Here is a 25,682-nt window from a genome sequence, read left to right on the forward strand (position 1 = left end):
GGCTCTAATAAGGTCCGTTTTTGACACCAAAACTGAGGTTCCACATGTCGTTACGAATAGTTATTGTTTGTGCTCTGTGTTTGATGGCGCTTTCCATTGCCAGCGCTGAGAGCGTCACAATGCCTCTGAAATCGATCAAAAAGCCTGCCTCTGACTTGATTGCAGGTTCAGGCCAAGCCATTGACGTGGGGCAGGCCGCAGCCATGGCAGGGCAGGGAGCAGATCTCAGCTTATACAATCCCGCAGACAACAAGATGTGGCAAAACCGCTCTTATCCAGCAACGGAAGAGGTTGTGGGCGCATTTCCAGATGGGAACTCCGGTGTTAAGTTCCTGTCTGAAGAAGCAGCGATCCGCAAGGCTTTCACTTACATGTCCCGTGTACAGTCTGTCAGTGAACCAGGAAAGTACTATCGCTTCAGTCTCAGTCGTTACTCTCACACGGCTTTGATGCGTGCGGCTCTTTTAAGAAAACTCGGCTATTTTGTTGAATCTCCGAAATACTATAAAAACTTGCGTGTTTTCTTCGCCAATGAAGAAGAGAAAACCACATTCCTTTCCAATGCTGAACAATACATGATCGTGGATTTGGCGAGTCGTAATTGGGTGATCGAAAACAACACTCAAAATCACAGCTTGGTCTTTTCAGACGCGGTTCTCGAGCCTGCTTCTGATGAGTATTTCGATATTCATTGGGGGATGGCGCCAGATCCAAATTTCCCAGAACAATTGCCTGCGGTGCAAAGGTTCTCTCGTTACCGTGCATACCGCGCCTTGATTCTGCCATTTGCTTTGGTGGATGTACCTGAAAGTATCAATCGGTTCTCTCCAAAGTTAGGTTCGGTCCTTTCTGGAAACGTCGTCTTGACTCACCCGTCGGCGGAGTCTTTTGCGTCTTGTACTTATGAGGACGCCAGATGGTTGATGCGCAGAATGCAAACGCTGCGTGCTCAGGATTTTGCTGATATCGTGAAGGCGGGGGCCTTTCCTCCAGAGCTGGAGCCCTTGGTCCTTGCAAAATTATACTATAGAGCTGCGAATGGTTTGGAACTTTTCAATTTGCAAAACACCGCAAACTGGCCAAAACCTTCCTTGGATATTTCCAGTTCTTCAGGTTTGGTTCAGCACGGAAAAGTGATGAGAGAGTTCGCTCCAGGCTACCCGCAGCGTTTTGCGCATGGTGATCGCCAATCTCCCTTCCAGGATGGGGACTTGGGTCGCTATTTAAGTATCCGTGGGAAAACTTCGGTCCTTGAAACAGCTATCAATAACATCAATGAACGCCTGAATTTTTTAAGTACCTCTGATCTTGCCAACAAACGCGGTCAGCAAATTCAACAGCGGATCATTGATCATATCAGAACCAATCCACGCGAACCTTTGTATCAGCCAGTCGAGGCCTGGGGTGGCCCGGTGGGTGGACTTTCTATGCAAGCGGGTCGTCAAGTGACGACGGGCACTTACTATGGAAGTGCCGCGGCTATTCAGTTGGTGGACAACTTATCTGTGAGTGCCAACATCGGCTATTTCATGGCCCTGGATGGCGTTCCAAAAATTTCTCCAGTGGGTGGTGCAAATCTGGTGGTGACTCGTGATTACACGCATGTTCGCCCATTGCTTTCAATTCAGGAAGGGACAAAAGTTCCGTGGCAAAATCTGGTGATTCCACGATTTATGGGAAAACTTGCTGGCGTGCTGGCGGAAGAAGACCCTAAAGTTGGCGATGGCGCGGTGAAAGTTCCTGGTGATGGCAGCAAACCAACAAAAATTCCTCTGGATGCATTCCTCTCTGATCTGCGCGAAGGCGAAGTCTTCACGATCACAGATTCAGTGGCTTTGGCAGCTTATGCTCAAGTTTCTGCCTCTATAGATACTTTGATGGGTATTACTCCTCTTGATTTTATGAATACTGTGACTCTCGGCGTGGACGGTTCGCGTGCGATTCTTCGTCAAACCAGCTTCATGAGAACCAGTGAAGGTGTGCAAGTCTATGTCAGAGCGCAATCGGCCAATGCCTTTGGTCTTTCTTTGGATGTGAACTACTTCATTAATCTTTTGCGCGTCAGAGCACAGACGACATTAACGGATCTGCATACAGATGCCTTTATTATCGACTACAAGCCGGAAATGGCCGAGCAGTTGGATCTGACACAAACCGATAACAAATACGTGAAAGAGTTCTTGAACACCCGTGCAAGTTTGAAACCGACATTGCGCGCTTTGTTCACACAAAATGATCCAGAACTTTTGTATACCAAGTTTAAATATCAAAAGTTTGAGATCGACCATGATCTTAAGACAAAGGAAATTCGTACGCGAGTTCTCGCTCGACGAGTGGATTCACTCAACGAAGATCATCTTTTGAAAATCCGCTATCCTCGAAGTCTGGATGCTCCGGATTTGGATCCCAAAGATGAAGAAGTGGTGTTGTTCTCAAATAAAAGAGGCGAGTTGGTAGGTCGTGACCTTCTGGGCTTCGCGATGGACTGGATTTCTGGAATTCTTAACAGATGGGCGCCGCAAGGCCGTATCAGTCTGGCAAATAATGACGATCCAAATCCAGCGAATACACCTTACGGTAAAGCTTACTGGAGAACAGCGACGACAGAGTCTGACCTGAGTCTGAATCAAAAACAGTACCCATCGGTGGCAGTCCTTCAACACGTGTGGGGTGGATGGCATTTGAACCGAAAGTCCTTCATGAGACTTTTGGATGAAGTCCAAGTTCAATTCAAAGGGACACCTATTGCAAACTACCGTTTGATTGAGCCCGAGGCTTTCTCAAATGTCACGTCGGTCGACTTCTATAGAATCACTGCAAATCTTTCAGTTTTGCCAGGCGGCTTGGATCGCATTCGCGATCTCATCGTGCAGCCGGATGCTAATGGAAAACCCGTGAGCAGACAGCGTTGGTTGGGTGGTGTGTTCCAAAGACTCAGTGAAAAAATGGGCAACCCGGCTCGCGCGAATGATCGTGAGATGTTCGATGATCTCATGAGAATCTTTGGTAACGGTGATTACAAAGCGGGACTTGCGACCTTCAACACCATGTGTAAAGAAAGCAAAGCACAAAGCCGTCAGGGTGGTAAGCATGGCGAAGATTTCCCTGAGCAAAGTACGGGCGCCTGGGAGAATGGTACCTACTATGACTGCCTATTGCCGTGGGTGAAAAAACTTTTGGAGTACTCTGCGAATTTCCCTAAAGATAAAAAAGCGCAAACGAAGTGGCTCACGAATGTGCTGTACATTTTGGATGAGCAAATCCCATTGCCACAGCTTCTTAAATTCTTGGGTGAAGAGAATTATATATTCTTTGTGCGCATCAATGGTTTCAGAACCGGTGATGAAGACGGGGATATTGAATACTTCTCGAACAGTCTTGGCGATCCTAAGAAAAATATCGAATACGCCAACGGTTTGATCAATATGTTCGCGACGAAAACACGTATTTCTCCGATCGAGATGGATCGTACTCAGGGAGGGTTCAAATAATGAAACACCTAATGTCTTCCCTTGTTTTGTCCTTGTCGGTGGCCCTGTCAGTAGGAGCTCAGGGGGCTGATCCTTTTTCTGATGCTCAATGGGGACTTAATAATCAAGGCCTGCCGCAAACTATCGATTTGGACCCTTTGCATATCTATCGAATGCAGGCCCGAGCTGGAGAGGACGTTCGCCTTCCCGCACCGTCTAAGGCTGCAAAAAAAATAATCGTCGCAGTTTTGGATACAGGGATTCAAAAAGATCACCCGGATCTTCAGGGTATCATTCATCGCAATGAATCAGAGTGTAAGGCCTTGGAAAAGTTCAATGCCTGCCTTGCAGAAAAAGAACGCAAAGAATGTGAAGCAAAATGGATGGATTTAAAAAATCCGGAAGTGGACCAGGATAAGAATGGTTATCCCTTGGATTGCCAGGGGTGGAGTCTTCTTGGCGGTGTGAACGCAGCAAATATCATGGGTCGTCCTGACTATGACGATACTCAAGGTCACGGCACTCATGTTGCGGGAGTTATTGCTGCGATTGCGGATAATAACATCGGCGTCCGCGGCTTAAGTCAAAATGTCGAAATTCTACCAGTACAGGTTATTGGCAATGGACCCAGCGAGCCGATGAAGCCCTTGTCTATTACGGATTCTCCGACTGAAGAAGGCAAAGCTGAGATCAATCGCAACCTGGGGGATATGGTTTCTCGAGGTGTGATCTATGCGATGCGCTCTGGAGCCAAGGTTATCAACTTTTCTATGGGTTGGCCTCAGGTCGTAGACTCTGAGTTTATGCGTCAGGTGATCGCTGAAGCTCAGGCCCGCGGTGTGATCATCGTGGCTGCTGCCGGTAATGACTCCACTCGTGCCTTGCTCCGTCCTTGTGCCTACAAGAACGTGATCTGTGTCGGCGCGGCCGGTCCGGACGGCGCCATGGCGCATTTCTCTAATTTCGGAAGTGGTGTCGATATCGTTGCGCCCGGAGTGAACATCCTAAGCACATATCCAGAAAGCAAGCGTCCGATCCGCTTCCGTTCCACATTGGGTTATGAATTCTTGTCGGGGACATCTCAGGCAACTCCTTTCGTGACGGCGGCCGTGGCCGAAATGTTATCGCGTGGTATTCCTGCTGAGGAAATCTATCCACGTTTGGTTTTGGGAGCACGACCTCTACAAACCAACTTGAGTCTGATCGAGGGGCTCCCAAATAAGACACCGGAGTCGTTGAAACCGGAAAAAGAAGTTTATCAAAAATATGCAATCGCCGGAAATATGGATCTGGAGAATTCATTGAAGGTTGTCGCACAACCTTTGATCGTGCCAGCAATTAAAGAAAAAACCGAAATCCTTTGGGACCGTAAAAGTAAAGATCTGAGTTATCAGATTTCTTTCGTTAACAAGTGGCAGGCGGTTGATATTGCGCAAGTTAAGATGAATGCGCAGTTCATCAAGCCTCACCCTGAAGCTGTTCGTCCTTGGATTACGGGGATTAAAGAAGCCGCTCCGTATCCTGCAGTTTGGAATATGGGTGAAGAAAGAAATTTCGTCGTTTCAATGCAGATCGTTGACACTTCGGATGCTTCTCAATCACGCATTCCAAGTGAGCTGGATCTGACCGTGGATGTGAGTGTGAACTCGCAAGAATCACGTCGTTATGTCTTTGAAAATGAAGTCACTGTGGCAATCAATCCAGACACTGTGGCTTCAGATATTCGTACTTTGAAAATCAACGGCATGCCAGTGGGAGTTCGTACCTCGTTCATGCCCGTGGATCAAAACTTGGATGGTCGTCCCGAGTTGCGTGACTATTTCGCCGTATCTCAGGATAAAAACAAATGGCAGCTATGGTTGGTGGGAAATCAAGGGAACGATTCTTACAACACCGTAGGTGGAACAAAAATTCGTATCGACGGCAACTCCGACAATTTCAACGAGCAGGTCATGGCTCGCATGGACATGAACGGGGATGGCCAAAGTGATTATGTTTTAGGTGTCTATGAAGATAAAAGCGAAGAGGAGGAAGCGACCAGCTCTCCAACAAGCTTCTTTGTCTTCGACAATAAAATGAAGCTTCTTGAGAGTTTCCGCTACGAAAGCGATATGGCGCAAATGCCATTCGAAATCTTCTGGCAGAAGGTGGGAGCCACTAAGCGCCCGGCTTGGGTGGGGGGCGGTAAAGATCCTGCAAAGACGCGCAAGCTGCGCGACCGTTGGGAGAATCCTGACAACAATGAATCTCTCAAAATGCGCTTCTACTATTTGAATGAAAAGAATGAGTTGAAGGCGATCGAAGAGTACCAGGGTTATAAAATCATCGACATCATTCAGCCTCGCCAGGAGCAGGCGGCGCAAGGGCGTGTTCCGGTTCTTTTGGCGAAAAATCAGGGCACCGAAGCGAAGCCGTCCTATTTATATAGCTTTGCCGTGGCTGAAGTTGTGGATGGCCAGGTTCAAAACTTTATGGAGTTGGATCTTTTTGCCAACAAAGACACTTATAGAAATATTTTGGATACTCTCGTTGGCGAGGTGAAATCATTAGATTATGGCAATGACGAATATGCTGGTAGCTTTTGGTTCGGTGAAGGACTAAATCGTCAGCAAAGATTGTCGATCTTTGATAACAAGAACTGGGAGCTTTTGGATCAGCAGCTTGCAGCTCAGCGGTCCCAATTTGACTCCGCATTGCGCGTCAGAGCGGCTTACTCGGGGCAAAATCGCAAGGGTGCTTTTGTCCTTACGAACTCCGAAATTGAGTACCATGACCTGGTCACTGGAGGCGTTTTAAGTAAGAGCATGGAACGCTATACTTTCTTCCCTGCCAGTCTGATGACGGCACTTTATAACCCACTAACGCTCAGTGACTCGCGCGATGCGAAAACGAAGCTGCCAGCCCTCTTCACAACGGAGTCTTCAGGGCTCAGTCGTGGTGTCAAAATGTTGGTACCGGTTTTTGCAAAGGATGGAACTGCGGTTGAACTGGTGTCACCGGCGCGCTTGAGATTTAAGTCTTTGGCGGGATGCAAGCCACTCGATACTCCGGTGTTTGAGGGGCAGCAAGGGGCACACTCTTTCGACTACTTCTGCGGGAGTAAAATCTTGCGGGTGAAACTGAGCTACTAAAAAAGTATTTGAAACGGTTAAGAAGAATACAAAACGATTATGGGGAGGAACCATCAGATGAAAAATGTAGTAAGAGCTTTATTAGCGACAGCAGTAGTTACTGGATTCGCAGCCTGCGGTGGCGGCGGTGGTGGAGGCGGCGGCGGCGGCGGCCAAGTTATCTACTATCCGTATGAAACTGTTTACGGTGATGTTTGTAAGGGACAAGAGGCAACTCCTGGTTGCACATTCTCTACGACAACGGGTCAAAGAATTAAAGTGACTGCCGATCCAGACTATAACAAATACGGAACTGGTTCTGACGATCTTTGGTACGTAAAATTCGACTCTACGGGAACTGCGGCAGTGTATGATGATTTGGGACACTTCCAATACTATGCGGATGTTTCTAAATTCGCAGGTTATGTTGGCGGTACAACTATCGGTGTAGGCACAACAGGTTTCTATTGGGAAAATATCAACAACGGAACTTATTGGTTGGGGAAAAACGGAGTTCTTTACTCTGCAAACTCTTTGGACTCAAACTACGGTCAAGCTATCAATGAACAAGGTTCAAACTCTGCTTCCGATTCAAACTTCGCTGCTTTGAATTCTGAATCAAACAAGAAAATTGTTAAAATGGCTGCTGCTAAGCTGGTAAAAGACTATGGATTCAAACAAGACAAAGCGACTGCAGTTGCTTCTGCTTTGAATTCTTGGGCGGTTGCTGCTGCTGAACGCGGTACAACTTCTGAAAAAGATATGGATAAAACTTTTAAAGCAGTATTCGGAGTTCAGTTCTCTGACGCTTTGGCTGCGGTAAAAGATCTTTCTTTGGGTGACAACTCTGGCATGCAGGATGTGACTAACAGATCTGCACAAGCTTTGGGCTTGAAACCTTACCAAGCTCAAAAGTTCATGAAAGGCATGTACAAAAAAGCTTTGGCAGGCTGGGGCTACGACGAATCAAGCTTCAACTGGTAATCTAAATACAGTCCGAACTTCAAAAACCCCGCACTTAAAAACTGCGGGGTTTTTTTATGTGCTATCTAAATGGCAGACGGCCCAAAAGGTGCCTGCTTCTTTTTTGGGTCTACAGAGCGTCAATTGAATCATCGGCTCTAATTGCAATTTAATCTTTAACCCACATGGACAAGAAGCCACCTTCTACAAACTGGTTGTATTTTAAGGTCCATGTTTTGGGAACTTTGCCGCCATATCCGTGGAAGGTGATAAGGACGCTCCCTTTTTTTAGGTTCTTTAGCTCTTCAAAAATTTTGGCCGTGTATTCTAAGAAAAACTTCCTATCCAACTCAATCGTCTTGTCGATAATCAAGGTTTCAGAATAGCAGACATGTTCTTGGAAGGGGTTGTAGAGGTAGATGATGTCGTAGTCCGCAAACTTCACCTCGTGAATGTTGCGTTGTTCGAAGGTGATGCGGTGGAGGGCATTCGTTTGAATAATTTCCTGGCTGATCTTAACTAGGCTTTCTCTTTGCTCAACACCATAAATTTCCAAGTCGGTCAGATATCTTAACAGAATACAGAGCTTGCCAACACCACTGCCGGCATCAAGAAATTTTTTGTTCTGGTAGGGACTCAGCCATTTGGCCACAAGCTGGGCAACGTTGATGGAGGTCCATTGGGCCGAGGACAGGAAGCGGTGGAGTGGGGGGAGGATCTGATCAAATTCTAAATCATCTATTAAGCTCTCCACGGAGGTGGGAGAGGGGGGGATTCCGAGCTCGAGGAACGACTTTTGGAGCTTCTGAACAAAATCTTCGGAGATCTTGGGGGCTCTTTTGAAATCCTCAGAGAATATGTCATCTGAAGTAGCTGGTGAATTATCTGGTGATGCGTTTGGCGGCTTCATAACCGGAGGTCCAGAGAAGCTAGACTTAGATAAAAAAGTTCTTCTGGAAAAAAATATGTCATAGAATATTCCTATAGCAGCAGAAAAGAAGGTCAATACAATACTGCGAAGCTTTAGTTTCGCTGCGGCCTTTTTTGGTGAGCTAATAAGGACTTTGAGGACATGCTTTACGGAAACGAATCAATATCTCACTACACCAAAAGTAACATCGCAATCTGGATGCTGATGGCCTTTCAAGCGGGGCTATTAAATATTGGTGGCTTTATGGCTTGCCATCGCTTTGTTTCCCACGTCACGGGATTTGCCACCTTCTTTGGCTACGAGCTCAGTCAAAAAGAGCAAGCACATCATGCGGTGGGGATGCTTGTTGTGCCATTGTTCTTTTTATTTGGGGCCATGTTGAGCGGGCAGTTGGTCGACATTCGCTTAAAGCTTCATAAAAAGCCAAAATACTATATTACTTTTGGACTCATCTTTTTGCTCTGTGCCTTTGTGGCCTTTGGGGGGCTGCTGGGATTCTTCGGAGTCTTTGGTGAACCCTTGGAATCATCAAGAGATTATACTCTGCTGATTCTATTGTGTCTGATCTGCGGAATTCAGAATGGAACTATCACAACGGTTTCACGTTCAGTCATCCGCACCACGCACTTGACGGGAATTACAACAGACTTGGGCATTGGCTTGATACGTCTTTTAAATCGTCACAAGCTCGATGAACCAATGGGCAATGAATTCGACGCGATCTTAATGCGGACAGGGATTATCTTTCACTTTGGTTTGGGCTCTGTTCTGGGCGCCTTCGTCTTTAGTGCTTTCGGCCACGGAGGTTTTCTTATTCCCGTTGTGACCTCGGGAGTTCTCTTCTGGACGATGTTTTACTTCCAAGTTTGGAAAAGTAAAACAGCTTGAGAATAAAAAAGGCTGCGCTCTCTTCGAGGCAGCCTTTTTGTTTTTTAGTGAAGAAAATATCTAGAAATAAGCGAAGATCCCCAAGGAAGAAGAAAAGCCAGAAACCGTGGTTGTGCCAAGGGTTGTCGAACTTTGTCTTTGATAGATGTAGCCCGCATCCAGTCTGAAGCCATAAGGTCCCCCCGTAGGGAACCATTTCACAAAAGGCCCGACAAAAACTTCGAACAGATCGTATTTGAAATCATCAACAACTGTTGTTGATCCGGGATCGTGTTGACCGAAATCACCGATTACGCCCAAGCCGTACAAGAAAGCCTCGCCAGGTATGTTGGAGATCATATTGTAATCGCCGAAAGCGCCGATTTTAAATGTTGTCGCGGTGGCGCTGGCAATCGTGGAGTTGTAAGAGAAAACCGGGCCCAATTCAAAAGTCCCAAAATTCCATCCAAAGCGGGTGCTCAAGTCGATTTGCGTGACGTTCACTGAATTGGCAGCATCTGACTTCACATTGCCGAGGTTGAAACTTAGACCAACCAAATATTTGCGGTTGTTTGCCGAGGACTCCTCACCAAACTCATCCGGCGAGATCAATTCATAGGTGGTCCCTGGGGTGAGGGTGCCCGTGAATTCAACAATGGCTTTGTTGCCTTGAATTTTGCGAACTTTGATCTTTTGCGCATGAGCGGCCATCGAAAAACTCATGAGTGCGGCAAGGACGAGCAAAGGGTGGGCAAGATATTTGATCTGTCTCATAATGATCCTTATTGGGCTAGACTAAAGTTTTTCAATCTGCGGAGGCCCTGTCAAGTGGGACTGTCAGCAGGGCTGGTAAAGTTTGTTTATGAAACTCCGACAAGTCTTAGAGGGAATGAAAGGGGATCTGATGTCGTCAAGCTGGGGAGATATTCCTGCGTGGGCTTATGAGTCCGCTCAAGCTCTTATGCAAGCTTTGAAAATCGTTGATCCGGTGACCTACGCCCATTGTTGTCGTGTCGGGGAGATGTCTCGCAAACTTGCGCGCGACTCAGGACTTAACGAGTACGAGCAGAAGCTGGCGGAATTCGCAGGTCTCTTTCATGACATTGGTAAAATGGGTGTTTCTCAAGACATCATTGCAAAACCAGGCAAACTTGATGATCGGGAACTCGCGATCATGAAGAGTCATCCCGTTCTCAGTGAAGAAATCGTGCAGCCGTTGGCGAAGCACAACTTCTTTGCGGGAATTCTTCCTGGCATCCGCGGTCATCATGAGCGAGTCGATGGCACAGGTTATCCAGATAAAAAACTAGGCGACGAGATCCCGGTTCTTGCGCGGATTATCCTCGTTGTAGACACTTACGATGCGATGTCGCAAACCAGAGCTTATCGCAAGGGACTTCCTGATGACGTTGTTTATGAAGAGCTCAAGCGTTGTTCAGGCACTCAATTCGACTCGCAACTTGTGAACATCTTCCTAAAAGCCCATCCAGGCTGGAAGACGCAAGAGAGTGATCAAGAGACCCTTCATCAACTCATTAAAAAAGTGGCTTAGGTACGGACACACTTTTGGTGTCGCAGACGCGTTATTCGCGGAGAACGGTACAGACATACTTTTGGTAGTGCCAGTCGTCACTTCGTGCCGCGCTAGCACTACCAAAAGAATGTCCGTACCTTTGAACTATTTTTGTTTGTTCGTGCTTTCGAAGATTTTGTCGGCGGATTTTGCGACGAATCCTTGGTAGAGCTTTCCATCTTCCATTTTATAGCGCTTCGCAAATTCATAGTAACAACCAGGAATATTGAAAGTGCCATCGCTGAATTTCACAGGAATTTCAGACGCCATTGTTGAGCTTTGCTCGAGATAGTCCGCTGGAGTGCCTTTTACTTCGCCACCAGAGGCATTGAGAACCACACCGTTTGATTTCAACCAGCTATTGAGCTCAGAAACTTCAGCGAACTTTTTAAGAGCATTGATATTCACAGTGAAGTGATTTGGACGGAAGCCGTAAGCCGCAACCCAAGATGCGTATTCACTTTCCTTGGCAAGTTCGGAATACAACGCATGACTCATTTCCCAAGGACGCCCGCACATCGCGAAAGTTTCGCTGTCGATCAACTCTTGCGGAATGCTTTCGATAAGTTTGGTCATCGTTTCACGAACAAAGGGCGAGACCTTTTCCAGCTCCAATTCACTGATAAAAATCTTCGGCATGTTTTCGTTTGGATGTTGGAAGTGTTTTGCGTAAAGTTTCTTCTCAGTGAAGATATACTCTTGTGCCGCTTCAACATAACCCAATTTGATAAATTGTTTTGCCAGGGATTTGATGCCCAAACGAGGGTGGTTGAAGGTGCGAAGAGCAATATGATCATTCAAGACGGTTTCGCCTTGTCCTACGAAAAGGTCGTAGATACGTTTCGCTGCTGGATTGAGTTGGCAGTAATCAACCCACATTTTGTCCAAAAGTGTTTCAAGACTCATCATATCAAATCTCCTATTGCCGACAAGATTACCCCTCTTGGAGGGGGCGAGCAAATGGAAGGACATGGCTGTGAGCGTTAATGTTTGGAGGTAGAGAATATATCGCCAACAATATCGTCCATGAGCTTTCTTCCAGAAATCCAGCAAATCGAGCAACGAATTTCCATCCTGGGTTCAGCGATGCGTTCCGAAGTGTTGGCCTACAGTGAAACCTCTGGCGCCGGCGGCGAATTGCGTTTCCCCATTTATAAACTTTCATTCGGCTCGACCGACCCTCAGGCTCCGGTGCTGGGCTTTGTCGGAGGAGTTCATGGGCTGGAGCGCATTGGCGCACAAGTGAGCGTCGCTTTGCTGAACTCTTTTTCCGAGCTGGTCTTGTGGGATAAAAATCTGCAAAGAACCTTGCAAGACATTCGCGTTTTTTTCATTCCCACCGTGAATCCAATCGGGATCTATCGCAAAACCCGCAGCAATCCACGCGGCATCGATTTGATGCGTAATGCCCCGGTGGATGCGGATGATCCTCCAAGATTTTTGGGAGGCCATCGCTATACCAATAAGCTTCCTTGGTATCGAGGGGAGTTTGGTGCACCGATGGAGGTTGAGGCTCAAGCCATGATTCGCGGTGTGCAAGATGAAATCCGTGAAAGCAAATTGGCGATCACCGTGGATTCTCACTCGGGATTTGGCCTGCAAGACCGTCTGTGGTTTCCTTATGCAAAAACTCTGAAGCCTTTTCCTGATTTGGGTTTGTTGTATTCGTTCAAACAGTTGTTAGATCGCACATATCCTCATCACTTTTATCGCATAGAACCTCAAGCCGGAACCTACACAACTCATGGGGATCTGTGGGATTATATCTACGATCATCATCAGAGCCCCGAGATGGGTCAGCATAAAAATTATCTACCGCTGTGTCTGGAGATGGGCTCGTGGATGTGGTTGAAAAAGAATCCGTGGCAGATCTTTAAGCCCGAAGGTCCTTTCAACCCTTTGATCGGTCATCGTCATAAAAGAACCTTGCGCCGTCATAACACCTTGATGGAATTTTTGATTCGCGCAGTGAGCTCGCCTGATGAATGGGCTGAGTTGAATGCTGCAAAAACTTTGGAGCTCGAAAGCAAAGCAATGGAGTTGTGGTATGCCAAATCCTAGAAGATGGATCTTGTTAAGAGGGCTTGCGCGAGGACGTGGGCACTGGGGCAGCTTTGTGCAGAAGATGCAGGCGCATTTTCCCAATGATGAATTTGAACTGATAGATCTCAAGGGGAATGGGGAGCGGTTCACTGAGCAAAGCCCACTGCATGTCGAAGATTATGTCAGGGATCTGCGCGCACACTCTCAATTTGTCAAAGACGGTAAACCATTTAACATCCTGGCAGTTTCGCTGGGTGCGATGATCACCGTGGAGTGGATGCGTGAATATCCTCATGAAGTGCAAAAAGCTATTTTGGTGTGCACCAGTTCTTCCGGATTTTCTCCATTTTATGACCGCTATCGTTTGAGAAACTATTTGCCGACTCTGCGTTTGGCGATTGAGACCAGCGCGGAAAAGTGGGAGAGAGACATCTTGGAAATGGTGACGAACAGTCACGAACGCCGCGAAGCAGAGATCGGCGCCATGATTGAATATTCAAAACGGAATCCCATGAAGGTTACCAATATTCTTCGGCAATTAGCGGCGGCTTCACGTTATCGCTTTCCAAAGGATGCTCCTGGCGATATCAAAATCATCGGCAGTCATGGCGATCGTTTGGTGTCTCCGCGGTGTTCGTTGAAGATTGCCGAAGGGTGGGGCTTGAAAGCCGTGATGCATCCTTGGGCAGGGCATGATATTCCCGTGGATGACCCTCAGTGGCTCATCGAGCACTTGCTCTAGTCATAGTGGTTAAGTATCAGATTTATTGGGGAAAGTTTTTCAAACAGCCCTAGGTTTTTTTACCCTGAACTGGCCTATATTTGATCTGAGTCCTTTTGGACACAGGGCCCCGTTGACTCCCTAGGCCAATTCTTGTTTCCTACCTCCTAGACCTATAGCCAGAGGAATATGTGAGGGGAAAGTCATATCTCGCAGCCGCGCTTATTAGCATGGTTGTCATTCCAAAATCGAAGGCCGCCACTTCCAGCTTGAAAGTACCTCAAGCTCAGGGTGTGACTGCTCTTCAGAAACCGGTTGCTGAGATGTCGTCATCTAAGCCGGCACAGGTCTATGGGCAAATCCGTTTGGAAGGCATGCAGTACATGACGGCGTTGCCGGAAGCTCCAAGTCTTACTTACAGCCAACTTCTTTCTGCTCGCTTGTCTATACTTAAGGAAACTACCTGGCTTGATTTCGCGGCGGATGCGTCTGGCGGAACCTTCTTCAGCAAAGGCCAATCACACACCATGGTTCACGAGGCCTATATGGCCACTCGCGGAGAGAAATTCAAAGCCTCTCTGGGAAGAAAGAAGATGGACTGGAGTGAAGTCGATCATCGCTGGAACCTGGGATTATGGCAGCCAGTGTATGCTCTCGATGCTCTTCGACCTGAAGAAGAAGGTTTGACGGGTTTGTTCCTCGATTACAACACTCAGGGCTGGGAAATCTTAGCCTTCGGAACGGCAATCAGTATTCCTAATATGGGCCCGGATATTCGTGAAGATAACGGTGGTTTGGCCTCGGACAGCCGTTGGTATCGTCCACCTTCTCGTAACTACGACTTCAATAACAACATCAATACAATTTCTTATAAACTGAACGTTCCAGATCAGCTCGAACTTGTTAAAAACGGGGGCGGTGCGATGATGGGTCGTTTGGGGAATAAAGAGCGCGGACCTTGGATGGTGGTGGCAGGCGGTTATATGCCTGTGAATGAGTTGATTTTGAAACGTGCGGCTTACAAAAGCGTCTCTTCAGACAAAGTCGATGTCGATGTCACTCCAGAAGTGACCTACCATGCGATTGGTTCCGTGGATTTGGGTTACTCTTTTGGCAGCATGACCACTTCTATTTCTTATCTGCAGGATGATCCGAAGGAAAAACGCCCAGAGGGCGATATGTCTTTGCAAAAACTCAAACCCATCCAAGCTTACTCTGCAGCCTTTGATTTCTCATTGGCAAATATCCTGACTCGTCCAATCACGGCGCAGGTGGAGTATCTGAAGATTGTGGGTGGTGGTATTCAGGATATCACCGCAGATGGATCTCCGGATTCATTTACCATGTTTGATTCTCGTTTGAAATTCACGGACGCCGTGCAAATCAAACTTGAGGGTCAGTTGGCGACATTCTTCCGTCGTCCTTTTGTAACCCGCTTTAAATATCTTTATGACTATGACCAAAAAGGATCTCTGCTGAATACTGAATTCCTGTATTACCCGAACCAGAAATGGGCTGTGGTGATGGGAGGAGACGTCCTTGGAGTTCAAGACGAAAACTATAAAAAATCTGGTTTTCTGAATGAGTTCCGCGCCAACGACCGTTTTTACGGAGGCATGACTTATGTTTTCTAATTTGAGACTGCGCCAACAGAACTGGATTGCTGCGGCAATCCTTACGGGTGCGGCTGCGCTGGCTTTGCTTGCGGGCTGTGAGTCCCGTGTTGGCGAAACACCGCCTCCTTCTGAGGCCTACGAGTTCTCCGGTACTCAGTGCCTTTCCTCATCCACTCCGGTGGTCAAACAATTCATCCAGGGGACCGCGCAAGTTGCGGATGTCCATGCTCTGTGGAACTGCGTAGGATCAGCGGTTGTTCAGTTTAAAAAATATGTACGCGGAAAAACGACTGACGTTTATACCTCTCAAGAAATCGCGACCTTCCTTGAAGATAACTTCTTCGACAAAACTAAAAAAACAAAAATCTCTCCAGAGCTGCAAGTTGAGTTGATGAAAATCAAACAGCTTATCGTAGGCGGCAATAAAGACTTTATCACTCGTCAAGAGTTGGATAAGGCGGTAGAGGCCTTTGAGGTATTCCGTGAAGTCACGGTGGGTTTGAGCCCCTACATGAAGGTGCTCGCCTTGAACTGGACACCTTCTCATGTGAGCAATATCCAAACGGACATGCTTTACTTTGAAGAGGCTAACGGTTCGGTTCAAAAAGCGGCCCGCACTTTGGCGGCCTTATTCGAGAAAAATGGACAAACCTATGCATTGTCTGACTTTGTGAAGTTGATGGAAGAGCTTTCAGTTTTCATTGGTGAGGACTGGGAATTCAAATCGACTTTGCAAAAGTACATGCCTGTGGTGAAGAAAGTTAAAAAAGCTTTGGCGGGCGGAAATGAAAACGTCATTGAAGCCAGTGAATGGCGTCGCTTTGCTTTGTTGGGGTCCCGCGGTTACGTCCAGTATTTGCGCTACTACTATTTCATCAAATCAACGGAAGACACGGGGGCAGGCTATCGCCTGGCTTACTTGTCTCGAACGGTCGAGGACATTCTTTCAGTGTTCCAAGATTTGACGGCACAAAAACCGGAACAAATCGTGACCCGCGCTGAGGTGACGGATTTGTTGACGACACTTGCTAAGGTGTGGCCGGACTTTAAAGTTTCAGATGATCTGGTTGTTGAGGGAATGAAAATTAAGCAGCTTCTTTTTGGGGGCAGTAAAGATTCATTCACAACTAACGACTTCAATACCGCTCGTTTAAAAGTCAGTCGTTTGAAAGTCTTGATTGAACGATTTATGCCTTACTGGCCTATCTACGGTAAAGAGTGGGATACCAGTCTTTACACATCTGAAGAGGCGCAAAAATTCTTTATGGAGTCGCAGTTCATCCTTGAAGCAACCGGGCGTGAGTTGGGTGTGCTGGTCGAGGGGTCCTATGACTTGAAGGATCTTGTGAAGTTGGCGAAGGCCTTCGAAGATATCTATCCTCCGAAAGATCCACAGAGCTCTTTGACCAAGGCTGCCGAAAAATATGTTCCCACTTTGATCGATATGAAGAAGATCATTTTGGGTGGCGAGACCGGATCTTTGGAAAAGGGCAACTGGAGCTTTTTGCTGGGCTTTGGTGCGCGTATTTACACGGACTTGCTGTATTACGAATACTTCTTGAAAGACGTGAAATGGGACAAGCCAGAGCCTCTGGGTAACTTGTCGGTTTTGGTGAATCAATCTTTAAATATTTTCAAAGATCTTATTCAGGTCAAAGAAAATAACAAAATCACTCGTGCGGAGCTGTCAATCATTGCCAAGGATTTGATCCAGCTGGATCTTCTTCCGAAGGGTGTGGATCAGGTCGCGGCGGATCAGGTCATTAAGATAATGGTTAATAATGTTCTTGTTCGACCGGATCATCGTATCGACGGAATGATTCCGAATGCGATCAACTTTGAATCCATCGAAGTGCTGCGCAAAGAACTGCAAGTGTGGTTGGATACAGAATACTTCATCGCGAAGATTTCAGAAAATTGGAAACCGAACGAAGGCCTTTCTCCAGAAGACCTTTTGGCGACAATCCAAAAAGGCCAAAAGACCAAAGGAATTTCTGAGGCTTTGGCTGATGGTTTGAAAGAATTTGCTCTGGTGGTGGATAGCCCTGTTCCGCTGACGCTTGATAGTGAAGGCCGCCTGGTGATTTCGAACAAGGTCAAACTTGTCTACAATCAGCAAAGCCTGCAGCAGTTGAATGTTAATCGTGCACTTTCTCGCATAGCCATTCGTTCTTTTGCCAATGATTTGGATCGCATTTACTCCTATAAGGGTGTGAATCTTGCCGAAGTGCAGGGCGCGTTCAAGGATTTGAAGATCGTCTTCGTTCAAATGGGTTTGTTAGATAAGAAAAACGACACATTTGGAGACTCTCGCTTCCGTGATGCTAATTTGTTTACGCCGCACGCAGATGGAAACTCCTTGGCTTCATTCCAGGAAATGACGGACCTGGTTGGGATGATTTGGTCAGGGCTTAAAATTAATACCTATTTGAAAAAAGAATTGCGCGATGATTGCCTCACGAACCAAGAGGATCCTCAAGATGGAACTTTAGTGAAAGTTGAGTGCGCGCGTAAGTCCTATAAAAAGGCGATGGCAGACTACATGCTGGCAACGCCCGAGTATCTCCGTTTTATGAAAGCCGCTGAAAAGAATGATGAGCTGGATGGCTATTTGACGAATATTTTCAAGACAGCTGGCTATGTTCCGAACTCGAAGAAAACTGTCCGATGGGGTGATTTGAGTTTGGCTCCGCAGGCGGTTCAGTACATCGAGATGTTATTCGCACGCTATGACAAAAACAAAGACGGCTATATCACGACTGGTGAGGCCTTGAAGGCCTATACGATGTTCAAAGGTTTGTTGTTGGAGTTTGCAGCTGATCAAATCAAAAGTGGTTCAATCACTGAAGATGATCTTCCGGCGATTTTCTGCTTCATGCTTTATTATGGGAAGCCACCAGAGACCATGAAAGAGAAACTGGTTTTCTTCTTTAAGTGGAAGGGCAAACCAGAAAAATGGGACATCATGGCTGGACGTGCGGCTTTGGCGCAGGTTCTTGGCTATGTTGCGGATAAGACCAACAAAGTTCCAACTGCGGAAATTCCTAATATTGATAAAGAGATGCCTCAGCCTTAAATGGCCGGGGAGGTCGGTAAGAGCGAAGATTTGGCTCAGGTTAAATTCTTCGCTGGTGCTTCGTTCGGCACGCCATCCGGGCTCGTCAGCGCCGGCTTCGCCGGTTCGGGCCGTCCAGGCCCCGCTGAAGGCCTCTCTTCGACCAGCGAAGAATTTAATCTGATCCAAATTTGCTTTTAGCCGCGTTCGCGGATTCTGCGTTTTCGTTAAGTTTTAAAATATAGGAAACCTTGTTGATTGCACAATTTGGCAGTCAAATCCCCGCGCTATCACCTTACAGGTGTTAGTTTGCTACTTTTTGTAGGCCTAGGGTGGCGCCGGTTACTTTGGCGTTGTTGAGGCTGAGGCCGTAGAATTGGCCAGAGCCTCCGGTTGAGGGGTAGGTGCCGGTGTAGTCTGTGGTGTTTTCAGTGTCTATGTCAGCGTTGCCAGCTGAATAGGTGACGGCGTCACGGAGCCAGAGGAGGACTCTGGATTTTGTGGCTGAGATGTTGTGGACTTCGATGATCAGATCAAGCGCTGTCGGGACGTAGAAGCTGAGGCGACTTTGGTTCATTGTGACAGAGCTGCCGTTGACGGCAATGCTGCCCGTGACGCTGGCGCCGGAGCGGGTGAAGGTGACTGCGACTCCGCCGGATGAAGAGTTCATGAGGGTGTTATTTGAATTGAGAATCGCAGTGATTGAATTGGTTGAATTGTCCAATTCGGCCTTGAGTGCGAGTGAGTTGCTGCTAAAAACGCCGTTCATGACATTGACGAAGCGGATAGAGCCTGTGCCTGCGACCGTTGTCGAGCTGGCTTCAGAGAATGAACCGCTGGTTTGTGTGTAGGAATCAATTCCGGAATTGTCGTCGGCGGTGCCAGAAGAGCAGGCTGTAAGACACAGCGAGGCCACCAATAGAAGTGGTGATGTGCTCACGATGCTAAACTGCCCGAGAATCAGTCTAGAAAGCTTTAGAATGGGAAATCTTAGAATGAGTTTTTCCACATCATTGATTCCACCGGAAGCGGCTTTTTGTCGTTATACTTAGCTGAAGGTTTAACGTTGTAAGGCGTTAAAATATCACCCTTCACTTCAAAGTATATCAACTGGCCGATTGGCATTCCAGCGTAAACACGGACGGGCTGTTTAACGGAGATCTCAAGAGTCCAATAGTTGCAGAAACCGACGTCACCTTTGCCAGCAGTGGCATGGATGTCGATACCGAGGCGACCAACGCTCGATTTTCCTTCTAAAAATGGGACATGCTTCAGAGTCTCAGTGTACTCTTGAGTCACGCCCAAATAGAGGGTGTCTGGCATTAAGACGAAACCCTCTTCGGGAATCTCAAAATTGCGAATCTTGTTATGTTTTCTTGCGTCCAGCGTTTCATCTTCATAGACAGCGAGTGCTTTACCCAAGTGAACATCGTAAGAGTTCGTTCCAAGGCACTCTCTGCGGAAAGGTTCTACTTTAATAGAACCATCTTCCATATGACTGAGAATCTGCTGATCCGTAAGAATCATTACTTAGTTTCTCTGTGTACAGTGTGGCGCTTAAGATTTGGGTTGTATTTCTTTTTCTCAAGACGGCTTGGAGTCTTAGTTTTGTTTTTTGTCGTTGTGTAACGAGAAACTGGTTTGCCTTCAGCGCGCGCTTCAGTGCACTCAAGCGTGATGATGATTCTTCCTGATTTTTTAGCCATTGTATGCCCCTTAAATTCCCATTTATATTGCCACGCGTAACGTAGAAAAAATGACAATACCTTTTCAAAGGGGCTCAAGGTATCAAAGGAAAATAGAAACTTCAACAGACAAATTTAAGTCTAGAGGTGGAATATGAAGTCTGGTGCGCTTTTTATCGTCTGGTTGCTACTTTCAGCCTGTGCACATGCCCAATCAAATGGCATTTTCAGAGGGAACGACCTCCAACCGACCACTTTGGAAGCTGCGGTGGATTCTGTGTCGCCCGGTTCCATTGTTGTGATTGGTGAAAACCATGGACTCCAAGTTCATCAAACGCAGCAGGTTTCTATCATGCAGGCTTTGCGCAATAAAGGTCTGACTGTCTCTGTCGGGATGGAATTTTTTACATACACTCAGCAGGATCTCCTCAATCAATACCGTTCGGGTCAGTTATCTGAGGCCGACTTCCTTAAAAATATCCAGTGGGGCAGCCCATCTTATGACTTTTATCGTTCCCAGGCTTTGTTTCCTCGTCTTGAGGAAGGGGCTGCGACGGTGGCTTTGAATGCGCCGCGCTCTTTGACGGGGAAGGTTTCTAAGCAAGGGTTGGCAGCGTTGACGGATCAAGAGAAGGCTTTGTTGCCGCCTCAGTTTTCTTTGGGAAATGATCTCTATAAAAAGCGCTTTTTGGATTATATGGGCGCGCACTTACCTTCGGTTGAGGCTGGTGAACGCTATTTTGCAGCGCAGTCAATTTGGGACGACACCATGGCTTGGCAGGCTGCTGAGTTCATGAAGACTCATCCTGAACAAGTTCTGGTGATTGTGGTGGGCGAGTTTCATGTGAAGTATGGAGGCGGTCTTCCGGATCGCATTCATGCCAGAATTCCTGGCGCTTCTGTGCTGACATTTTCACAAGTGGACTCCTCTGGATTGACGGACCAAGAGTTGAATGAAGAGATTCAACCATCACAGATCTATGGAAGTCGCTCCCATTATCTTTGGGTAGCACCAGCACAAGGTCTAGGCTTGTAAAGTTTCTTTGAGATTCGCTCGGTATTTCCTAGAATAAGGGGACAGCAGCAGGAGTAAACCCTATGTTCCCTTCAGAAACCAAAATCTTAGTTATCGATGACATGCCTTCCATTCGCGACCTTGTTAAGAACACGCTGAAAGCGATGGGCTATAAGAATATCGTCGAAGCAGGTGATGGTGAAGAAGGACTCAAAGTTCTTATGCAGAACAATGTGGCGGGTTCGCAAATTCAATTGGTGATTTCTGACTGGAATATGCCAAAGATGAAAGGCCTTGATCTGTTGAAGCAAGTTCGTGCGACGGCCGAGTGGGTGAATTTGCCTTTTGTTCTTTTGACCTCTGAATCTGAGCGCGATCAAGTGACCGAGGCGGTTCTTGCGGGTGTTTCTCAGTATATCGTGAAGCCGTTCTCGGCGAAAATTTTCGAAGACAAACTAAAAGCCGCTTGGACTAAGCACAACAAGGCTTAAGCAGCCTTGAGTGATTTCTTTTTTTCCGTATAGAAATTTGTGATGTAAGGGACTTCTACGAAAAGGGAAGTCCCTTTTTCGTATGTGGATTCGACCCAGCAGCGACCGTTAAGTTCTTCAGCGGCGTATTTGATGGCGTCCATACCGACACCGCGGCCTGATGTTTCAGTGACCTGATCGCGGGTAGAGAACTGACTGTCGAAGATATGTTGAATGACTTCGTGGTCAGACTCTTTCGAAGTGTCGATATTTTTCTTGGCTAACTTTTCGCGAATTTTTGCTGGATTCACGCCCTGGCCATCATCATCAATGCGGATGAGAAGGCGAGAGTTGTTCTCGAGTAATGAGAAATGAACCTTAATAGTTCCGGCGCTTGGTTTGCCTTTTTCTTCGCGCTCAAATGGAGATTCGATTCCGTGGTCCACGGAGTTTCTGAATGAGTGGACGAAGGTGGCAAAGAGGCTTGAATAAACTTCCGGCAGAACCTTGAGGTCTGCGTTTGTGAACTCTACGGGATTGAGTTGTTTCTCTTGGCTGGAGGCGACTCTTTGAGCGACCTCATTATAACTGCTAAAGAAAGAACCCACAGATTCCATGGCGAACTCACTTAGAAGGATTTGCGTCACTTCATTGTTGTGAACTTTCGCTTCAATCTTAGTTAATGCCGATTGGAATTTGGAAACCGGGATTTCTAACTGGCGCTCTGAGGCCATGGCTGAGCTGCCAAGGACTTCTTCGCTCTTTTGGATAAAGCCTGCGAAAGAAGACGCGATATGAAGGCTTTGTTCTTTCAGGGCATTAAACTTCTCAGCAGAGGCCACTTCCTTGAATTCCGCCAGCATCGTTTCAGCGCTATGGCAGTGTTCGGCCATATCCTGGATTGAAAAGAGTGCGGCCCCACCTTTGAGGGTGTGCAGTTGTCTGAAGAGGAATTCAGAATCAGCATGTTCCCACGAAGATTGCAAACCGATTTGAAGATCTGCCAGCAGGGCTTGCGATTCGCGAATGAAGCGACCGATTTCTTTTTTGTTTTGTACCAAATTGATGATGAGTTTAGCGTACTCGCGATCGCGTTCCGCTTGTTTCTGAGCCTCTACCAAAGAGGTGATGTCAGAAGCGACAACCACGATGCCTTCCATCGCGCCTTCAGAGCCTGTTCCTGGAGCGCTACGAAGAGGGAAGTATTCAAGTGAGATGTTGCGGTCTTGGCTGTGCGGATAAGTGGGCGGACCCAAGGGAGCCAAGTCTTCAAATGGAAGCATTTCCATAAACATGGTTTGCATCCACTTTTGGAAGCCCTCAACTTTCTTTTCAGGAAGTTTCAGTACATCCCAAATATTTTGTCCCTGAGGGCGGCATTCAATAGTGCTTTCGCAGGCCTTTGAGGAAACCTCAAGCACTTTGCCCTCGGCATTGAAGATGAAAAAGCCTTGGTGCAAGCTGTCCAGCAGGGCCGTCATCATTTGGTTCATGCGCTGGATTTCAGCGGTTCTGTCAGCGACCATCTTTTCGAGATTTTTGCTGTAGTTTTCCAACTGAGATTTTGCATCTTCCAGATCTTTGATGACGTCTTCTTTTTGTTCGAGTTCGGCGCGGTACTTCTTCTGCAAACGTTCCTCGAGAGTGACGTCGCGAACGAAGACGATCCAGTTTTTATCACCCATGGAATCAAAGATCGGTTGCAAAGTGATTTGCACTTTACCTTCGCCACCTTGAGAGGTTTTAAAATTGACCTCTTTGTAGGGGGTCGGGTCGCTGATGTGAAGAAGTTGATTGAGGCCTTCAAGAGGCTCGCTGAGTTCAAAGAGTTCCAGAAACTTCATCCCTCGTGTGATCTTGCGTATCGAAAGTCCGCAGATGATGGCTGCGGGTTCGTTGCAATAGACGACTTTTTGTTCTGCATTCAGAACAAAAACCGGCTCAAGTAAAGTATCAAAGAGAGAGTACTGAATTTTCATCGCTAGAACGTCTCGTTTTTCTGATGGTAAATTGTAAACTCGCGTTTTTCTGTCCACTCGGAAAGTTCGGTTTCATCTTTGGACTGCGCGCGCACGCGCCAGAACAATTTGCCAAGGGGAACTTTATCCTTGATCAGGAAGCGGTTGCTCGCCACGGCAGAGGAAACCAGGATTCGAGAGAAGTCCTCTTTGTCAGAGATTTCAATTTTGTAGGCCTCGGCACCTTTCACACGTTTCCACTCGACCCAAATCGATGGTTCTGTCGTTCTTTGTAAGAAGATAGAAACATTGTTATAAGGCTCCAGAGGAACGGGGGTAATGAGAGGTGAGTGCAGAGAGTATTTGAGGCTCTCAACATTGGAGTAGTCCGTTATAGGTTTATTTTTTTCATCTAAAGCCTGTACGCGGACTTTGTATTCGCCGGGAGTTTTTAAGCTCAAACGACCCGTGTTGCTTTTGAACTCATATTGTTCGGGCTGAGCGAAGGAATCCCCCTTGTCAATTTCGACCAGGTAAGATTTTGCATCAGGAATTTCTGACCAATAGACATTGGCTTCGCGAGTCGTCGTGGAGTCTCCAATGGCATGGAGTGGTGCAAAAGGCTGAAGAACCGGGCTGTTTAATAAAACATCGATCAGGCCAATGTCACTCGGTGCACTGACTTCGCCGTTTTCACCGCGCGCTAAAACACGGAAGTAAGTTTTGCCACCTTTATATTGGCTCCAACTAACTTTCGTGTTGTCGACATCGTAAGTTTCATATCTTCTAAAATTGATGTCTTTAGAAACTTGCACTTGGTAGTCTTTTGACTGCAAGACAGGTTTCCATTCAAGCTTAGGAGCTTGCTCCGCTGCCGGGTTGCGATCTTTGCTGGAAGGAACTTTGAATTGAATTCTTCTAGATACCAAGATCGGACGGGCGATTTTAGGTTCTTGTTTTGCAATCAGCTTGACTGAGAAAGGAACAGCTTCTGACCAAGGAGAGGGAGCCTTGGCTTCGGTCTGTCCAGCAACGCGCACCCAGTAAGTGCCATTTGTTAAACGTGGCGACAAAGCACTGAAGGAAGTTGTTTGTCCTTCTTTTGCTACTTGCGCAAAGGAAGGGTCTTGAGAAATTTGATAAGTGAATGTCTTAAGCTGTTCTGGCGCACTCCATTTGATCTCGGTCACCGTTGTGAGAGGCTCATTGGGCTGTGCTTTTAATTCCAAACTGATTTCTGACGCTTTTTGTGGTGTCAAAATCACTGGAGGGCTAAGTGTGCTCACAGAAAGTTTGCGAGGCGTTGAATAAGCAGCCACTTCGCCATTGCGGTCGAAGGCTTTTACGCGCCAATAGTATTGGCCCGGTGACAAAGGATCGGTCACCGAGGCTTTCTTTTCTGGAACTTGTTTTGAGCTGGCCACGGCGGTGAAGTCCTCGGAGGGAGCAATTTCCACTTCGTAGCGAGAGACATCACCCGTGCTTTGCCACTCAAAGGCCATGGGATCATCGGGGTTGGTGCGCAGATAATTGAGCTCTTTATCCGCCGTCGTCACTTGAATTTTCGGCTGATCAATCTTCTTGATCTCGCCTTGCTTAGACACTGCTAAGACTGAATCTTTGGTGAGATCTGTATTGCCTGCGGTTCTTTTTTTGTCAGAGAAGCGAGCTCGACCAGACAGAAGTTTCAAGTCAACGGTGCCTGAGTGCGCTTTATTAAATTGAATTTGTGATTTGTCGCTGCTGTCCAATTTGAATTCTTCAGTCCCAGATTTGATAACCAGGGAAGAACCCTTGGCCAGATCCCCAACGAGGTTACCATAACGAAGGTCGAGCTCCATCTGACCATTTTTCATGTTCAGGGTGATGAGTGAGTTTGGTTGGATGCGAATTTGTGTCCCATCCTGTAGGCGAATGATGGCTTCAGAACGATCGCCGGTAAAAATAGAGTCATTTTGGTAGATAGCGTCTGTGCGTGAGGCTGGCAGCCAGCTGAAGGTGTCTAAATTTTTTCTTCTGACATCGTTTTGAGATGTGGCAACATCTCCAATAAGTTCTAACTTGTCATTATGGCCTTTGGGAAAAAGAAGTGAGTCATCGTACAAGAAGTACGAGAATGCCAGAAGTACGAGCATGGCTATAGAGAAAATGGTTTTCTCTGTTTTTCCTAAACGTGACATAACACCTCTAATATCGGTTGGCTTG

At 47.0% G+C, this 25,682-nt stretch carries 19 protein-coding genes; 11 read left to right on the plus strand and 8 right to left on the minus strand.

Annotation, left to right across the window (positions count from 1 at the left end):
* Window positions 1–44 precede the first annotated feature (44 nt).
* Genes NWE73_RS07175 through NWE73_RS07185 form a run of 3 tightly spaced genes read left to right on the plus strand, consistent with a single transcriptional unit; the run spans window position 45 to window position 7,564 of the window.
* Window positions 45–3,491, plus strand: coding sequence for a hypothetical protein (locus NWE73_RS07175; RefSeq protein ID WP_277577618.1), 3,447 nt, complete (start codon window positions 45–47; stop codon window positions 3,489–3,491).
* Window positions 3,491–6,601 (plus strand): S8 family serine peptidase, encoded by a 3,111-nt coding sequence (locus NWE73_RS07180; protein ID WP_277577619.1) that lies wholly within the window; start codon window positions 3,491–3,493, stop codon window positions 6,599–6,601. The genes NWE73_RS07175 and NWE73_RS07180 overlap by 1 nt, the downstream gene beginning before the upstream one ends.
* A 57-nt stretch (window positions 6,602–6,658) precedes the next feature.
* Window positions 6,659–7,564 (plus strand): hypothetical protein, encoded by a 906-nt coding sequence (locus tag NWE73_RS07185; protein ID WP_277577620.1) that lies wholly within the window; start codon window positions 6,659–6,661, stop codon window positions 7,562–7,564.
* A 148-nt stretch (window positions 7,565–7,712) separates the two neighbouring features.
* Here the strand turns inward: NWE73_RS07185 and NWE73_RS07190 are convergent, their stop codons facing one another.
* On the minus strand, window positions 7,713–8,549 hold the full coding sequence (locus tag NWE73_RS07190) for a methyltransferase domain-containing protein (RefSeq protein ID WP_277577621.1): 837 nt from the start codon (window positions 8,547–8,549) through the stop codon (window positions 7,713–7,715).
* A gap of 66 nt (window positions 8,550–8,615) precedes the next feature.
* Here NWE73_RS07190 and NWE73_RS07195 point away from each other — a divergent pair, with 66 nt between their 5' ends.
* Window positions 8,616–9,362, plus strand: a complete 747-nt coding sequence (locus NWE73_RS07195) for a YoaK family protein (protein WP_277577622.1) — start codon at window positions 8,616–8,618, stop codon at window positions 9,360–9,362.
* Window positions 9,363–9,422: 60 nt separating this feature from the next.
* On the opposite strand, the gene NWE73_RS07200 is transcribed toward NWE73_RS07195, so the two are convergent.
* Complete coding sequence (locus tag NWE73_RS07200) at window positions 9,423–10,115, minus strand: hypothetical protein (RefSeq protein WP_277577623.1); 693 nt, start codon at window positions 10,113–10,115, stop codon at window positions 9,423–9,425.
* An 88-nt stretch (window positions 10,116–10,203) separates the two neighbouring features.
* Here NWE73_RS07200 and NWE73_RS07205 point away from each other — a divergent pair, with 88 nt between their 5' ends.
* Window positions 10,204–10,893, plus strand: coding sequence for an HD-GYP domain-containing protein (locus NWE73_RS07205; RefSeq protein ID WP_277577624.1), 690 nt, complete (start codon window positions 10,204–10,206; stop codon window positions 10,891–10,893).
* Window positions 10,894–11,019: 126 nt separating this feature from the next.
* On the opposite strand, the gene NWE73_RS07210 is transcribed toward NWE73_RS07205, so the two are convergent.
* The gene (locus tag NWE73_RS07210) at window positions 11,020–11,823 is read right to left on the minus strand and encodes a DUF1338 domain-containing protein (RefSeq protein ID WP_277577625.1); all 804 of its coding nucleotides are present in this window, start codon (window positions 11,821–11,823) and stop codon (window positions 11,020–11,022) included.
* 117 nt (window positions 11,824–11,940) lie between these two features.
* Between NWE73_RS07210 and NWE73_RS07215 the strand changes: the two genes are divergently transcribed.
* The 4 genes from NWE73_RS07215 to NWE73_RS07230 all read left to right on the plus strand — a co-directional run bounded on the left by NWE73_RS07215 (window position 11,941) and on the right by NWE73_RS07230 (window position 18,370).
* On the plus strand, window positions 11,941–12,975 hold the full coding sequence (locus NWE73_RS07215; RefSeq protein ID WP_277577626.1) for a M14 family zinc carboxypeptidase: 1,035 nt from the start codon (window positions 11,941–11,943) through the stop codon (window positions 12,973–12,975).
* A complete protein-coding gene (locus tag NWE73_RS07220; RefSeq protein ID WP_277577627.1) occupies window positions 12,962–13,699 on the plus strand; it encodes an alpha/beta fold hydrolase in 738 nt (245 codons plus the stop codon). Before NWE73_RS07215 ends, NWE73_RS07220 begins: the two co-directional genes overlap by 14 nt.
* A gap of 170 nt (window positions 13,700–13,869) precedes the next feature.
* The gene (locus NWE73_RS07225) at window positions 13,870–15,312 is read left to right on the plus strand and encodes a transposase (RefSeq protein ID WP_277577628.1); all 1,443 of its coding nucleotides are present in this window, start codon (window positions 13,870–13,872) and stop codon (window positions 15,310–15,312) included.
* On the plus strand, window positions 15,302–18,370 hold the full coding sequence (locus NWE73_RS07230; RefSeq protein ID WP_277577629.1) for a hypothetical protein: 3,069 nt from the start codon (window positions 15,302–15,304) through the stop codon (window positions 18,368–18,370). Before NWE73_RS07225 ends, NWE73_RS07230 begins: the two co-directional genes overlap by 11 nt.
* 283 nt (window positions 18,371–18,653) lie before the next feature.
* Here NWE73_RS07230 and NWE73_RS07235 read toward each other — a convergent pair whose 3' ends face one another.
* Genes NWE73_RS07235 through rpmG form a run of 3 tightly spaced genes read right to left on the minus strand, consistent with a single transcriptional unit; the run spans window position 18,654 to window position 20,055 of the window.
* The gene (locus NWE73_RS07235; RefSeq protein WP_277577630.1) at window positions 18,654–19,358 is read right to left on the minus strand and encodes a hypothetical protein; all 705 of its coding nucleotides are present in this window, start codon (window positions 19,356–19,358) and stop codon (window positions 18,654–18,656) included.
* A complete protein-coding gene (gene dcd / locus NWE73_RS07240; protein WP_277577631.1) occupies window positions 19,340–19,876 on the minus strand; it encodes a dCTP deaminase in 537 nt (178 codons plus the stop codon). Before dcd ends, NWE73_RS07235 begins: the two co-directional genes overlap by 19 nt.
* Window positions 19,876–20,055 carry a 50S ribosomal protein L33 gene (gene rpmG / locus NWE73_RS07245; protein ID WP_041873421.1) on the minus strand — a complete coding sequence of 60 codons (180 nt, stop codon included), beginning with the start codon at window positions 20,053–20,055 and terminating at the stop codon, window positions 19,876–19,878. Before rpmG ends, dcd begins: the two co-directional genes overlap by 1 nt.
* A gap of 133 nt (window positions 20,056–20,188) precedes the next feature.
* Between rpmG and NWE73_RS07250 the strand changes: the two genes are divergently transcribed.
* Window positions 20,189–21,070 (plus strand): ChaN family lipoprotein, encoded by an 882-nt coding sequence (locus NWE73_RS07250; RefSeq protein WP_277577632.1) that lies wholly within the window; start codon window positions 20,189–20,191, stop codon window positions 21,068–21,070.
* A gap of 62 nt (window positions 21,071–21,132) precedes the next feature.
* Window positions 21,133–21,540 (plus strand): response regulator, encoded by a 408-nt coding sequence (locus tag NWE73_RS07255; RefSeq protein ID WP_277577633.1) that lies wholly within the window; start codon window positions 21,133–21,135, stop codon window positions 21,538–21,540.
* Here the strand turns inward: NWE73_RS07255 and NWE73_RS07260 are convergent.
* Window positions 21,537–23,498, minus strand: coding sequence for an ATP-binding protein (locus NWE73_RS07260; protein ID WP_277577634.1), 1,962 nt, complete (start codon window positions 23,496–23,498; stop codon window positions 21,537–21,539). The genes NWE73_RS07255 and NWE73_RS07260 overlap by 4 nt on opposite strands.
* Before the next feature lie 2 nt (window positions 23,499–23,500).
* Window positions 23,501–25,657, minus strand: coding sequence for a FecR family protein (locus NWE73_RS07265; protein ID WP_277577635.1), 2,157 nt, complete (start codon window positions 25,655–25,657; stop codon window positions 23,501–23,503).
* Between the last annotated feature and the right edge of the window lie 25 nt (window positions 25,658–25,682).

The organism is Bdellovibrio svalbardensis (assembly GCF_029531655.1).
Taxonomy (GTDB): Bacteria; Bdellovibrionota; Bdellovibrionia; order Bdellovibrionales; family Bdellovibrionaceae; genus Bdellovibrio; species Bdellovibrio svalbardensis.

Bases quoted from the DNA above. Each gene is read 5' to 3' on its own strand.
- NWE73_RS07185 (WP_277577620.1), top strand. From the start codon at position 6,659: ATGAAAAATGTAGTAAGAGCTTTATTAGCGACAGCAGTAGTTACTGGA.
- NWE73_RS07200 (WP_277577623.1), bottom strand. From the start codon at position 10,115: ATGAGACAGATCAAATATCTTGCCCACCCTTTGCTCGTCCTTGCCGCA.
- NWE73_RS07205 (WP_277577624.1), top strand. From the start codon at position 10,204: ATGAAACTCCGACAAGTCTTAGAGGGAATGAAAGGGGATCTGATGTCG.
- NWE73_RS07180 (WP_277577619.1), top strand. From the start codon at position 3,491: ATGAAACACCTAATGTCTTCCCTTGTTTTGTCCTTGTCGGTGGCCCTG.
- NWE73_RS07215 (WP_277577626.1), top strand. From the start codon at position 11,941: ATGAGCTTTCTTCCAGAAATCCAGCAAATCGAGCAACGAATTTCCATC.
- NWE73_RS07265 (WP_277577635.1), bottom strand. From the start codon at position 25,657: ATGTCACGTTTAGGAAAAACAGAGAAAACCATTTTCTCTATAGCCATG.
- NWE73_RS07250 (WP_277577632.1), top strand. From the start codon at position 20,189: ATGAAGTCTGGTGCGCTTTTTATCGTCTGGTTGCTACTTTCAGCCTGT.
- NWE73_RS07260 (WP_277577634.1), bottom strand. From the start codon at position 23,498: ATGAAAATTCAGTACTCTCTCTTTGATACTTTACTTGAGCCGGTTTTT.
- NWE73_RS07230 (WP_277577629.1), top strand. From the start codon at position 15,302: ATGTTTTCTAATTTGAGACTGCGCCAACAGAACTGGATTGCTGCGGCA.
- NWE73_RS07195 (WP_277577622.1), top strand. From the start codon at position 8,616: ATGCTTTACGGAAACGAATCAATATCTCACTACACCAAAAGTAACATC.
- NWE73_RS07210 (WP_277577625.1), bottom strand. From the start codon at position 11,823: ATGATGAGTCTTGAAACACTTTTGGACAAAATGTGGGTTGATTACTGC.
- NWE73_RS07175 (WP_277577618.1), top strand. From the start codon at position 45: ATGTCGTTACGAATAGTTATTGTTTGTGCTCTGTGTTTGATGGCGCTT.
- rpmG (WP_041873421.1), bottom strand. From the start codon at position 20,055: ATGGCTAAAAAATCAGGAAGAATCATCATCACGCTTGAGTGCACTGAA.
- NWE73_RS07255 (WP_277577633.1), top strand. From the start codon at position 21,133: ATGTTCCCTTCAGAAACCAAAATCTTAGTTATCGATGACATGCCTTCC.
- NWE73_RS07220 (WP_277577627.1), top strand. From the start codon at position 12,962: ATGCCAAATCCTAGAAGATGGATCTTGTTAAGAGGGCTTGCGCGAGGA.
- dcd (WP_277577631.1), bottom strand. From the start codon at position 19,876: ATGATTCTTACGGATCAGCAGATTCTCAGTCATATGGAAGATGGTTCT.